Annotated in this window: 9 protein-coding genes; 3 read left to right on the forward strand and 6 right to left on the reverse strand. The window is 43.1% G+C overall.

The window, feature by feature from the left end:
• Nucleotides 1–43 precede the first annotated feature (43 nt).
• Nucleotides 44–2,338, reverse strand: a complete 2,295-nt coding sequence (locus SWP_RS15915; RefSeq protein ID WP_020913601.1) for a penicillin acylase family protein — start codon at nucleotides 2,336–2,338, stop codon at nucleotides 44–46.
• Nucleotides 2,339–2,762: 424 nt separating this feature from the next.
• On the reverse strand, nucleotides 2,763–3,779 hold the full coding sequence (locus SWP_RS15920; protein WP_020912304.1) for an IS110-like element ISSpi6 family transposase: 1,017 nt from the start codon (nucleotides 3,777–3,779) through the stop codon (nucleotides 2,763–2,765).
• Nucleotides 3,780–3,866: 87 nt separating this feature from the next.
• Between SWP_RS15920 and SWP_RS23575 the strand changes: the two genes are divergently transcribed.
• The 3 genes from SWP_RS23575 to SWP_RS15930 all read left to right on the forward strand — a co-directional run bounded on the left by SWP_RS23575 (nucleotide 3,867) and on the right by SWP_RS15930 (nucleotide 7,130).
• On the forward strand, nucleotides 3,867–4,076 hold the full coding sequence (locus SWP_RS23575; RefSeq protein ID WP_079892004.1) for a hypothetical protein: 210 nt from the start codon (nucleotides 3,867–3,869) through the stop codon (nucleotides 4,074–4,076).
• A 128-nt stretch (nucleotides 4,077–4,204) separates the two neighbouring features.
• Nucleotides 4,205–5,545: a DEAD/DEAH box helicase gene (locus tag SWP_RS15925; RefSeq protein ID WP_020913602.1), complete on the forward strand. Its 1,341-nt coding sequence runs from the start codon at nucleotides 4,205–4,207 to the stop codon at nucleotides 5,543–5,545.
• 430 nt (nucleotides 5,546–5,975) lie between these two features.
• Entirely contained in the window at nucleotides 5,976–7,130 is a 1,155-nt protein-coding gene (locus SWP_RS15930; protein WP_020913603.1) for a tetratricopeptide repeat protein, read from the forward strand.
• Nucleotides 7,131–7,620: 490 nt separating this feature from the next.
• Here the strand turns inward: SWP_RS15930 and SWP_RS15935 are convergent, their stop codons facing one another.
• The 4 genes from SWP_RS15935 to SWP_RS15950 form a co-directional block, all read right to left on the reverse strand.
• Entirely contained in the window at nucleotides 7,621–8,958 is a 1,338-nt protein-coding gene (locus SWP_RS15935) for a M20 metallopeptidase family protein (RefSeq protein ID WP_020913604.1), read from the reverse strand.
• A gap of 182 nt (nucleotides 8,959–9,140) precedes the next feature.
• Nucleotides 9,141–11,570: a TonB-dependent receptor gene (locus SWP_RS15940; protein ID WP_020913606.1), complete on the reverse strand. Its 2,430-nt coding sequence runs from the start codon at nucleotides 11,568–11,570 to the stop codon at nucleotides 9,141–9,143.
• Between the two features lie 361 nt (nucleotides 11,571–11,931).
• Complete coding sequence (locus SWP_RS15945) at nucleotides 11,932–12,414, reverse strand: hypothetical protein (protein WP_228371073.1); 483 nt, start codon at nucleotides 12,412–12,414, stop codon at nucleotides 11,932–11,934.
• 88 nt (nucleotides 12,415–12,502) lie between these two features.
• Nucleotides 12,503–13,285 carry a choice-of-anchor H family protein gene (locus tag SWP_RS15950; protein WP_020913608.1) on the reverse strand — a complete coding sequence of 261 codons (783 nt, stop codon included), beginning with the start codon at nucleotides 13,283–13,285 and terminating at the stop codon, nucleotides 12,503–12,505.
• Between the last annotated feature and the right edge of the window lie 137 nt (nucleotides 13,286–13,422).

Genomic DNA, 13,422 nt, shown 5'->3' on the forward strand with positions numbered 1-13,422 from the left:
TAAGGGCAACTGCGCCCTTAACACTCCTACGAAGCTTAATCATCTATTGAGCACTTACCTCTATTCGATGCAATAATTTACCTGGTAATAAAGGGGTTTGTTGCTGAGCAGCATATTCGCCAAAGCCTGACCGATAGAAATCGGACAATGGATGACCAGATTGACCTCCTGGTATGGTTAATACACCATTTTCCTCATCGCCAGCTTGCACAATAAATCGCTGCGACGCGCCAAATGATGCTCCCTGAACGGCTGGCATATAACTATCACCAAAACCGTTGACGACAGGCATATCGAGCAATGTACTTAGTATCGGAATTTGTTTAGAGAAAGGGTGCTGAACTTTTAATTGATTAACGAGGCCCCATGCTAAATCATCCATATCATTGTCTTTACTGTAAGTCGCTAATAGCTGCTGCTTACTTTGTCGGTAACTGCTGATCATAAACTCCGACCAATTAGTATATTGACTCGGTAACCAAGATGGGGGTTTAGCGTCTATGAGTTGCCAAATCGCAGGTTCCAAATAGCGTTTAACTGGCGACAAGCTTTGTGAAGACAAACCTAGCTGTGTTTCAAGCGGTGCAAAAGTGCTATCAATAAGTCGCTGTCGATATTGTCTTACCAAAGTATATCCGACAGAATCACTACAGGCGCACGCTTGCCAATTATTTAAATAAGCGATGTCCTTAGCAAAGCGCTTTGGCTGAGTATTTAAAAGGGTCACTAATTGCTGATGCCAAGGCGTTAAAAAACGAGCTTCATTATCTAACTGCAACTGATAGAAGTCATCAACAGAAAAGTTATCTCCGGCAAAGAGACGGTCTCGGATCTGTGAGCTGCGCGCGCCAAGCGCATAACCACCGTCTCCTAGTACTTCATGTTGCTTTGTTGATACTACACGGGAATTGCCAGACCACAATCGATGGCTTTGTGGATTAATCATTTCTGGCAACTGTGCGTGATCAATAAGCCAGTTATCGGCTTGATACTCTGACTCCTTAATTGCAACGTCACTTGGATTTGTTCTTGATGGAAAAGCGCCCGCTGGTTTCCAAGCGGCATTACCAGCAGTATCAATAAGCATCATGTTTTGAACCGGGATCCCCATGTTGCTAGCTATGGTTATCGCTTGCTGCACGTCTTTTACCTTATCGAGCTCAACTAACGACATATCTACCGCATAATCACGGTGCCCGACCCAAGACAGTGCATAATGCTGTGCTAATGTTCCTTTCACAGGTCCATACTCAGACATCAATATCTTATATTCAACGGAAGAATCTGGCAGTAATATCTGTTCATCTTCGAATGCCAGATCTGAGCTATTCTCAATTTCAATCCAATCGGCAGTATCTATGTAAGCATTGGTAAAGCCCCAAGCCACATGACCATTGCTGCCAACGACAATGGCGGGAGCACCTGGCAGTGACACCCCTGTAATACTGATATCTTCATCACTTTGTGAGTAATTAAGCTGTGCTCTGTACCAAATGATAGGCACAGAAAAAGACAAGTGCATATCGTCAGAGAGCATTGCCTTACCATTTTCGGTTAGCTCTCCCGTTACCGCCCAATTATTACTGCCGATATCCAATGTTTCTGTTATCGATTTAGTTTTCGCCTGAGCGACATACTGAGGTGACATCAATGGGATCACTGGTTGCTTCAAACTAATTAAGCTGCCATCGAGCGCAGCTTGATAGCGACTAGGCTGGATAATAAAGTCCAGCATCTGCGCGCCAAATATCGATTTAATATAGGTAAGAGTTAGGTCGCGCTTGATAGTATTGCCCTGCAGGTCCAAGTACATACTGTAGATCACTAACAGGCTATCGGCTGGCTCCCAAGGTCTTGGCTTTGCGCCAGTAACTAGATATTCAAAGCTACTTATTGCTTGGGCATCAACAGCATCATTAACCCCTTGAGCGTAACTTTTCAAAAGCCCTAGATGATCCTTTGACAATGTTGCAACAATCCCATTGGCTCGTTTTCTTAATTGGTGAAAACGACGGCTTTTGTCCAACTGCAAAGCCTTCTCTCCAAATATCTCTGATAGCTCGCCTGCAGAATTTCGCCTCAGAAGATCCATTTGAAAAAAGCGGTCTTGTCCGTGAGCATATCCCAAGCCGTAAGCAGCATCTTGGCGGCTATCAGCCGTAACCACCGCCGTACCTAAGCGGTCCCGTGCAATAGTGATGTCATTACTGATGGCGTTACTGCCTATCGATGCGTCGAGTTTAGGCAAGCTCATAAACAGTAATAGGTATATTGAAACTGCAGATAAGAACACTATGGATAGTAGCGTCACGACCGATATTTTTACTATTTTTATCATTTACTTACCTGTAATACTTTTGACAAAACTCCTATATAGCAATCATCATAAACTGGGTTGCCAATTTGTTAAACACTCTTTTTAATTATTCAAAAGTTAGTTTGAATAATTAAACAGCGACAGCGCTCTACTTGATATGGCAAAATCATCCACAACATAAAAAAGTAAAACTAAATCATGGCAAAACCCAATAAAAAATGTATGGTCCGCCTCGTTATTGCAAATGATATTTTCGATAACGAGGTTGGTTTGCGCTAATGTATTCGGAGTCTTCATTAGGTGCTTACCACCTGCTCCACGATGAGTTCCGCGCTAGATTGTCCTCAAAAAGCCCAAAGCATACTGCGTTGCTGTTTTTTATGTCAGGTCTTCAATCTAGTGGTCTGACCGTTCTGTCATCTTCTCTATCATCTGCAAACTCGGTTTAAACTCTTACTTCAAATGCTTGCTTGGTCGATAATACCGACCATGCTATCCGCACTAACTTATTCGCCAAAGCAACAACGGCTACGTTAAATGGCTTCCTTGCTCTGAGCTCTAAAATCCATTCACCAAACACCGCAACCGCAACTTCTGGCCGCGATAATATGGAGCGTGCGCCATGGATAAACAGCGTTCTTAACGCTTTATTACCTCGCTTACTTATCCCCAATAACGTGGTTTTACCACCTGTTGAGTATTGATGAGGGACTAATCCTATCCATGCGGCTAACTGTCGCCCGTTCTTAAAGTTATTTGCATCAGAAATATCAGCTAAGCACTGACTCGCCGTTAGATCTCCTATACCTGGGATTGACTTAAGCTGTTGAGCCTCTTCGCTTTGCTCGACAAGCTGTTTCAGTTTTTTATCTTGCCCTGCTATACGCTTATTAAGCTGTGAATAGTACTCGTGATGTTCAATTAGCTCCTGCATTAACATGGGAGGAATAGGCTCTTTTTTATCTGCAAGCCATTGAAACAACACCTTCATTTTGGCATGCCCTTTAGGAAAGCTCATACCAAACTCAAGCAAGATAGCGCCAATACGCGACATGCACGCTGTACGCTCTTTAACGTAGCTTGAACGGATCCTTTGAATCACTGAGATAACTTGGGATGATTCTGTTTTAACACCCACAAAACGCATCGACGGGCGCGTTGACGCTTCAGCTATCGCATCGGCATCTATGTAATCATTTTTATTGGTTTTGACGTAAGGCTTAACGTACTGAGGGGGGATCAGTTTAACTTCGTGCCCAAGAGATTGACACTTTCTAGCTAGCCAATGTGAGCCACCGCATGACTCCATAGCGATGACGGTTGCAGGCGTTTGAGATAGAAACTCAATAAGCTTTGCACGAGAAAGGTGCTTTCGAAATAGCTCTCGACCGCTATAGTCATGAGCAACAAGATGAAAAGAAGATTTGCCTAAATCGATTCCAATTACTTTAATAGTAGACATGATGGTTCGCCTCTTTGATTGCCTAACCCTAAGGTTAGCTTAGGGGTGAGGCGGACCATCTAATTAGGGCCAACGCAGACTGTTGAGATATTTTGCGCTAAATGCAGAGTCATCCTCTTTAAATACCGAAAAGGCGGCAAAGGCGCATTAGTCAAATGCTTTAAAGAACGTATTGTCACCGACTACACTACAACGGCTTGTCGTTGCCCGAAATGCGGCCAAATATTTGCTAGAGATACACTCATTCGCGGTGCTCCTGCCTATAAATTTGTCGGTGGCAAAGTCAGCATGAAATAGCAGCTGCATGGTAAGAACAATATCACCCGATTATAGCTACATACTGTTATAATCTATTGCAGCGACCGTGATAACTCGGCGCTTATACCTGCAATACGCAATATCACAACTGATAACAGAGACTCACCATGCCGTTTTCTAAGCTTGGATTAAGCAATCCAATCGTTACCGCTGTAACCGAACAAGGTTACACCAGCCCTACTCCAATCCAAGCGAAGAGCATTCCGGTGATCTTAAGCGGGCGAAACTTGATCGCCGCAGCGCAAACAGGTACAGGTAAAACAGCAAGCTTTGTATTGCCCATCTTACAGCTCCTAAGTCAATCGCAGACCCAACGTAAAAAACGAATTAGAGCATTAATCTTAACGCCCACTCGCGAGCTTGCAGTGCAGGTTGAAGCCAACATTGCACTTTACGGTAAACATTTAGCGCTGACTTCAATGGCAATGTATGGTGGCGTGGATGCCAAGCCACAACGTCAACGTCTGCTAGACGGGGTCGACATATTAGTCGCGACACCAGGCCGTCTGCTGGACATGTATACCCAGCGAGCAATTCATTTTGATGAGTTAGATATTCTGGTGCTTGATGAAGCCGATAGAATGCTCGATATGGGCTTTATCGAAGACATTGATAAAATCATGGATAAGCTGCCAGCAGACAGACAAAGCTTACTGTTTTCAGCAACCCTATCACATCAAGTGAAAGCCTTAGCCAAAACAGCGATTGATAAACCTGTTGAAATATCAGTTATCGCCAATACTGATTCCAAACCTAAAATTGAACAATGGTTAACCACAGTAGACAAAGATAAAAAATCGGCGTTATTGAGCCACCTGATTAAGGAAAACAGTTGGCATCAGGCGCTGATCTTTATTGAAACCAAGCAAGGCGCGGCAAAACTTGTAAGCCAGCTCGAAAAGCGTGGCATTAACGCTGAATGTATCCATGGTGGTAGAAGCCAAGAGGTTAGAGAGAAGATCCTTGCTGACTTTAAGGCTGGAGAAATTGGACTATTAATAGCGACTGGTGTTGCTGCTCGAGGTCTCGATATCGATGAATTACCTTTGGTGATTAACTATGATCTACCCTACCCCGCCGATGACTATATCCATCGCATTGGTCGAACAGGTCGTGCAGGAGCCAATGGTGAAGCGGTATCTTTAGTTTCTAAAGATGATTTCAAAAACCTGTGCATGATTGAAAGTCGCCTAGGGCATCTGCTTGAAAGAAGAGAGATAGAAGGTTTTGCCCCTCGTAAAGAGGTACCGATATCAGTATTGAACTTTAAGCCTAAATTTAAAAAGATGACTGAGAAAACCAAGGATAATGAACAGTCCAAATCCAAACCTAGCTTAGGAACCTCACCATCTAAGAAGCGCAATGATAATAAAAGCGCCAACAACCGGTCCAAAAGTAATCTTCGCGATAGCGGTAATAAGCTACCTCCTAACCCTTGGAACACCTAAACATATCATCAAGGCCGCTAATTTTTGGCGGCCTTTTAATAAGCTCACCCAGTGTTCAGAGGTGCTAGCTCAAACTAAGTTTTCCTGTTAATTTCAATACACTAGAGAGAGCGCAACACCATGCACTTACTTTTTTAATTTGTTGGCGGCCACTTTAAATAATACTCTCATTGCGCCAGGTTGAAGCTAAGCACCTACCACCATTTAGGCGAAGCATTGATTGCCTCCAATGGTCGCGCCCTTGGTAAACTCAATAACACTGAGTGAAGTCTATGCTCTTATATTAAAGCAGCCTATCTTCGAGGCTTGTGCTCCTGAAAGGACCAATAAATAGCGCTGAACTCGCCGAAAAAGATCAGCGAAGCTTATTATATTTAAACTAATATTAGTAAGTGGGCACTCTGAAAGTATCGTTCAAGGATCATAGTTAATGAGTCATCTTCGTATTAAGCTTGCTGTCGTCATTGCGCTAACTATTTTGATTTTGGGATTTATATTCTACCCGCAAGATAAATTCACCCCGATGAAAAAAGGTGCCGTCATTGTATTACCGGTTAAGTCCGCTTTAACGACTCATGCTGCGCTGTGGCAACAATATGCGCAACAGGAATCCATCATTGCCCTGTTACACCAATCTAATACCTACCCCATACTTCAAGTTGAAGATGTAATTAATCTATTGGCGCAAAATGCTAGCTACATTGAAGATACTCGACCGCTAAAATTGTCGCAATTGCTGACTCAGTCAGGTGCAGCTTTAGTCGCAGAAACAACCTTATCTAAAGACAATGGTAGCTATCACCTTAACTATCACCTTTACGGCCCAAACCTTCAGCAAACCGGACAGGTTAGCGCTGAGACAATTAAATTACTCTACCTAGATTTTGCCGAGCTAATTAACCAAAAAACAGCTGCTGCAGTTAGTGCTAAAAATATAACTAGCACGTACTTTTTTGATAATCAGCGACTGATATTGGCGCTGCAACTGTTGCAATATAGTGAATTAGATGGCGCTGAAATTCAGCTAGATAAGCTATTAGTGGCTGAAGAAAATAACTTGATAGCACAAAGACAGAAAGCGGAAATATTGCTTAAAAAAGGCGAATATTCCAAAGTCGATAAGAGAGTAAATTCAGGATTAATACAGGCTAATGCAATCAATAACCGCCGAGAGTCAGCTAGGCTCGGCTTAACTCTCTCTAAAAGTTATATAGAGCAAGGGGAGTTAACGCGAGCACTTTCAATGTTATCGTTAAGCCGCACCCACGCCGCAAACTCCCAAGATTGGCTATATCTGGCATATATTGCGGCGTGGGCAGGTTATGTCAACCAACGCCTCGGGCGCTATGACACCGCAAGCCAACAATATCAGCTATCTGTGGACTACCATCAAATGGTCGGAGATCAGGCTGGGCAAGTGATTGCGCTAAATAACTTAGCGCGACTCGCATTAATAGAATATAACTACTCGGCGGCTTATAAATACGTAAAGCAATCAGTGGATATTGTCACGCAAAAACAGCTTATTAAACTAAAAGATGAAACGATGTTACTACTAAGTAAAGTCGAGAATAAGCTACAATGAATAGATAAAACGGTGTGAGCGACTAACTAATCATTAGCCATTAGCCGCACACAATTGATAGTTTATACCAATTGCATTAAAAGTTTGACCATTCAGCGGGAATTCAAAACGTTGTAGCTAAGTAGTGAGATTTGAGCTAATAGTTATTCTCGGCTCTGGCATCCTGCTTCGCTCTCGATAATTGCTCCTGCATTATTCTACCTTCGACCATCCTTGGTCTCGTACCTCCTAAATCTGACCGCCAAGGAGGGCCGGAATGTCTTATTTTGTATGGAACAAAATAGACCATTTAGTCGTATACCCAAACCCCATAGCGAAGCATACAGCGTTTGCCAATTTGTTTAACCTCAGCCGCACTACGTGAGCCCCTCAGCCTTTCCATTTCTGCTTTGCATTGGCTTAAAAGAGAATAACCATTTCTTTACCAATGCGCTTTGAATTGAAAAGACTGAGGGACTCTGAACTGGCCAAATACTTAATGCAATTGGTATTAATGCCTATTAAAAAGATCCATTGCACTTGCGCTCAAAGCTCTTACACCCGTTTTGATCGTTAATGGATAATCGGGGGCGAACTTGCTTGAGTGTAATGAAGGTAAACTGTTGCCCGTGTCTAAACTCACTTGGTAAGCGTTAGGTTCGACCGCACCTAACCAGAAAATAGTGATCGGGCGCTTTTCTGCAGTAAGACCATATAAACCAAAATCTTCACCTGCCATAACGGGTTCAGACTTTAGAACATTGTCGGCGCTAAGTTCTTTTTCAATACTCCCTTTTACCTTCATAGCCAAAGCAGGGTCATTATAAGTTGAAGGGATCCGCTCCTCTTCGTGGACATAAACCACTGGCATCAGTTCATCGGGAACGCCAGCACTAATCGCAATCCCTCGCGTAAGGCGCTTAAGCGCATCGATTTGCTGTAAACGCACATCAGGGTTGTAGGAGCGTAGTGTAAGCTGCAACTTAACCTCATCTGAAATAATATTGTGTTTAGAGCCACCATGAATAGAGCCCACAGTCATCACATTTGGCTCCAGTGGCGAGATCTCACGGCTAGAAATGGTTTGCAGCGCCAACACCATACGCGATGCTAGAACAACAGGGTCTTTAGTCGAATGAGGATAGGCACCATGCCCCCCTTTACCTTTTACCGTTATATCTACGGAGTCGACATTTGCCAAAGCATATCCTGGCGCTATGGCGACTTTTCCTGCAGGCAGCCCTGCACTAACATGTAACCCGAGCACGTAATCAGGTGTAGAAAATTGGCTAAATAGCCCCTGCTTCAGCATCGCTTTTGCACCGCCACCAACCTCTTCAGCCGGTTGTGCCACCATCATCAACGTGCCTTTCCAATCTGCTTTATGATTAATCATCTGCTGCGCAGTACCAATCAGACTCGTCATATGAATATCATGGCCACAGCCGTGCATAATCCCTACTGTGCTATTACTGGCGTCCGTAGTCGTTATTTTTGACGCATATGGTTTGCCAGTCTCTTCAGTAATTGGCAATCCATCGGTGTCGGCTCGGATCATCACTGTTGGACCGTCACCATTTTTAAAGATGCCAACAACGCCATACCCACCAAACTGCTCAGTCACATTAAATCCTAGTGCCGCTAACTCCTTTGCCATTCGTGCACTGGTGGCTTTTTCTTGATATGACAGCTCAGGATTTTGATGCAGATGCAGGTAGAGTTTTTCAAGTTTTGGCATCGAACGATCGACAGAGCTCTCTATGCTTGTAACAGCTGCAATCGCACTTAATGGAGCCGTAAGGGCACATAGCAAGCCCAAAGCAATAGATGTTTTAAAGCGAGTTTTCATAACGATGCTTTCCCTTTTAAGTTGTAACTGAAAGGTTAAACTAACATAACTCTTAGGTGGAGAATATGTTTACTCTTCAGCCAAAAAAGACTCATCGTATTGCGGTAGCGACGGCTCAAATATAGATTTATCAAGCTTAAAAAAAATGCAGCCACTGGCTGCATTATCGAGTGAAACTAACACTATAGACGATAGGTTAACGACAGCTTAGCGTTACGCTCCTCTCCCGGCATACCGCCTAGGAACATCGCTTTGCTGTAATACTCTTCGTTGAAGAGGTTATTCACGTTAAGCTGCAGCTTCCAGTGCTCAACATCATAACTAATCGCTGAATCGAGTACTGTATAGCTAGGCACGTAGCCATCTGGGATCCCAAATGAACTAGAGTTAGTACTACGATCATCAACAAATTTAGCACCTAAGCTTATATTTAGTGGGCTGGCAAGAGAGAACCAATCCGCGCCATAAGTTACCCAGGCACTAGCCGTCACATATGGTACGCCTTTTTGACGAGTATCGTAGCTACTTCTATTCGGGTCTTTCTTATCTCGAGCATCTTGATAAACGCCGTTTAGATTAACCATCCATTGCTCGTTGATATGCGCATTTAAATCAAGTTCAACACCAGTGGTTTCCTCTTTACCGTTATAAAAGCTCTTCACCGTTCCTGGAGCAGAAACGCCCTCTTCATAGTCTGGGTTTCCATACTCGAGGTTAGTGCGGGCACTTTTAAAGAAGACTAAAGACGCCAACATTTGATCTTCAAAGGCTTTATAACGAATACCGATGTCGTCACTTACTGACTCTGAATCAGCGCGGTCATCGCCCGTTCCTTCAATACCACCAAGAATACTATAGGCGGTACGCCCTTTTGAATGATTTACAAACAGTGATAAGTCATCGGTTGGCATATAAGTCACCCCTAAATTGTAGGTAACTCCATTATCTGTTGTATCAGCTTCTTCTCTTGGCTCTGCTTTACTTGCAGAATAACGGGGATCTACACCCAAGTGTTGGTAAGACTGCTTAATCTCATTAAATGCCACACCAATACGGGTGGTAAAGCCATAGCCCAAGTATCCAACATGCTGCAGACCCACGCCCCAAGCACTGACCTTTTTATTGTAATTACTGGTCATTAATGGGTCGTGATCCTCAAAGCTTCCAGCAGCCCAGTTAGGATTACGAATATCATAGATATAAGGTAACGAGCCTTGGTAAACGACTTCGCCAGCTTTGTTTTTAATCACTTTGTCAGCGTCATAAATAGAGTACTGTTTAAATGCAATATCTCTGTCTTCGAAGTTAGCATTTACCAATAATTCGTTATCAATCTCGCCAATTTGGAAGTCGTAACGCAGATCGGCAAAGTACTGCCATGATTTTTCATCAGCTTCAACCTTACGATACTCCTGACGGCGTGCCGCAAATGGATACAGTACTCCATCTTCAACTAAAGGTGCTCGTGGATCTTCATTAATCTTTCCACGTCTGTCCCAATAAACGTAATTATAAGCGCCGGTCTGACGCGCAAAGCCTGACGTATAGTTACGGTACTGCAACTGTTGGTTTAAGAATAGATTGTCGTTGAAATAGATATTATGAGTTAACTTAAAACGCAGCTCTTCACCTTCATTATCTTTTGCCATCGGTGAGATAATCCCTGCATGGCCAAATGCATAGGGGGTTTTCCCATCACTACTCGAAAGCGAGTTCGCAAGTTGCTGTCGCTGCTCATCAGTAAGCTGCAAACCCGCATTATTGGGATCATTAATTAAGTCTTCCCAACTGACTTCGCCTGCACCTTTCCCGCCCACAGATTCAGCGTTAAAGATTCGAATAGGGTGACCAATTGAATCTACCGCAATCGCATCTTTAATATAACTGGCGGACAGCATTAGATCTTGCGTATCACTCATTACATACTTCAAAGAGGTATAAATTTCATCTCTATCGGTACCAATATCACGGTAGCCATCGCTACGAGCGGTCTTAGCAACGACTCGGTACGCTAGGTTATCGGTGATCCCCGCGGTACTATCAACCGAGAGTGAGTAGGTGTTCCACTGACCAACTTCTGCTGTGAATTCATTTAGAGATTCAAATTGCGGTTTTTTCTCAATAAGATTGATTACACCGCCTGCACTCCCCATACCATAAAGACCGGTAGCAGGCCCCTTTAGAACCTCTACCGATTCCACATTGGTAAGTGAGCGAGTTGGATTAAAAGTATTTCCAAGACCAGCACCACCATACATACCGTCATAGGTGTAGTTTGCACCTAAACCACGAATAACTAAATTATCACCAATACCATAGTTGTTACCCGCTTGTGTAACACCACTAATATTACGCACTAAATCTTGCAGGTTATCGACACCTTGGGCTTGAATTAGCTCTTCGTCTACAATCACGACTGCCGCAGGTGTTTCCATTAATGACATATCTGATTTAGTTGCCAGACCTGAATTCATCACAACTTGGTTTTGTCTACCGTAAACGGTGATCCGCTCAATAGCGCTCGCTTCAGCGGTTTCTGCCGCGTAAATCGTTGCAGGTAAATATGTCGTAGCACATGCAATTGCTAACAAAGAATAGCGAAAATGTTTCATCCAATAACCCCACTTAAGTATTATGCGGCGTGATGATAACCATTATCATTAACAACACAACAAGTGTTACATCTGCTGATACACTGTTAAAGTTAAATTCCTATTGATTTTATTGACCTTTTATCAAAAACCTTACAATGTAAATTTTAAAGAGAAGATAAAGTCGGTGATAGAGATCACAGTTAAACCTTGGCTAGTTAGCTGTTCGGGAAAGGGTATCGCACTAATTTGCATGACAAAAATCATACAATCAAGCGCTCAAGGAGTTAACGGGGTTGCATAAAAGCTAAGCCGTTAAAGTAAATAGACCTCATCCTATGACAATGGTCTATTTACTTTAAAAAGCGTTAACTTTTGCTTATCAGAAGAAAATTACTGCTGGATGTTGCCTGCAAAACTGAACAAGGTAGTCGGTTAATCGATCATATAAATCATCATTAATATAGGGCAGCTCTTCAACATACACTCGGCTATCGAGCTCTGTTGGCAAGATAAAACAAGATAACCTAGCTAAATCTGCAGCTATCTGTTTTTTATCGGTGTCAGATAACCAGCGTGCAAGCATAGATTGGCCCAAGAAGGCCTCCTTTAGAAATGCTATAAGTGCGTCAAAACTATTATCCCAATTGAGGTTACTGTTGTTTTGTGCCTCCCAAGACAGTAGTTCAATGGCACGAATAATCTCACCTTGCAATGTCGTCGCGGAGCCAACTTGAGGCACTAGCTGCTCCCAGATCCACAAAGCAACATCATGACTATCGCCCGCCAAATTAACCTCTACTGGCACAGAACCACTTAAGGGTATTGAATTAACCACGGCTGTAGAGACTGACTGATAACTCATAGAATAGACAATTAACTGACTGTTAAGATGCCTAATTTTCCAATGTGGCGGCAAATATATCAATAGTTAATTCTCAATCCACTTATTATCATTGTGATTGGCGACGAGTTAAATTTATACGTGAAAGTCCCAACGCCAATAGCACCAATATCCCCCACAGCGACATGCTTCCACCGTGCTCAGTCTCTATCACAATATACTCATCATCCCAGTAGCGGCTTTCTAACGGTAGGGCATAGAGGCTATCGAAATCATTTGAACTAACCGTTGCCACAACATCACCGTATCCCACTTCATAAAGATCGATAAGTACATCGTAATGATCTGTTGTAAATCCGGACTCCAGTGTGGTTAATACTTCATAATCGTCATCGGTAGCATCGCCAAAAATAGTGAAAACATCAGTGGTGTAGTAATGCTCCCACGCTCCACCGTTGCGGCTTAAATACAACTCAGCAAACACATTGGCTGTTTCATTGATATAGGCGCCACTAACATCAGCGTCAAAAGTGACGCTAAAAGTTTGATAAAAGCCATCATAGTCGTTATCAACAAATAAGCGACTATAAGCATCGTAGATATAAAAATCACGGTAAACGCTATTCGCGTATAACGAGGGCGAGGCCGAAACTTGTCGTTGACTCTCTGCTTTAAGCGCATTATCGATGTGGCTTTTTATCACCAGTTCTCTGCTTTTCTTGTCTGGTATTTTATGCGTATTTTCTAAACTCAGCCTTGTCAACAGCTCTTGCTGTTGCAATGTTAGCTCAGCCTCTTCTCTAGCATTGCTGATTGGCGCTTTTTCCACCTTATAACCAGCGGAGCTGCTCTGAAGTTGCCCAGGGCTTTCAGCCGCCATAGCAGCAGGCAATATCCCCCCCAGGAGAAGCGCAATCAGGGGTAATCGTTTGGTTTGGCATTTAAGTTGGCTCATCATTACCTCGAACAATTATTAAGTTTCGCTTATTAGAGGCCAATCAAAATGAACACAAGCTGAACGTTAAAATT

Origin of the sequence: Shewanella piezotolerans WP3, assembly GCF_000014885.1 — a bacterium.
In the GTDB taxonomy this organism is placed as follows: Bacteria; Pseudomonadota; Gammaproteobacteria; order Enterobacterales; family Shewanellaceae; genus Shewanella; species Shewanella piezotolerans.

What these genes read in the sequence shown, in the direction of transcription:
- SWP_RS15915 (WP_020913601.1), bottom strand. Translation starts at nt 2,338, where the DNA reads ATGATAAAAATAGTAAAAATATCGGTCGTGACGCTACTATCCATAGTG.
- SWP_RS15920 (WP_020912304.1), bottom strand. Translation starts at nt 3,779, where the DNA reads ATGTCTACTATTAAAGTAATTGGAATCGATTTAGGCAAATCTTCTTTT.
- SWP_RS15925 (WP_020913602.1), top strand. Translation starts at nt 4,205, where the DNA reads ATGCCGTTTTCTAAGCTTGGATTAAGCAATCCAATCGTTACCGCTGTA.
- SWP_RS15930 (WP_020913603.1), top strand. Translation starts at nt 5,976, where the DNA reads ATGAGTCATCTTCGTATTAAGCTTGCTGTCGTCATTGCGCTAACTATT.
- SWP_RS15935 (WP_020913604.1), bottom strand. Translation starts at nt 8,958, where the DNA reads ATGAAAACTCGCTTTAAAACATCTATTGCTTTGGGCTTGCTATGTGCC.
- SWP_RS15940 (WP_020913606.1), bottom strand. Translation starts at nt 11,570, where the DNA reads ATGAAACATTTTCGCTATTCTTTGTTAGCAATTGCATGTGCTACGACA.
- SWP_RS15945 (WP_228371073.1), bottom strand. Translation starts at nt 12,414, where the DNA reads ATGAGTTATCAGTCAGTCTCTACAGCCGTGGTTAATTCAATACCCTTA.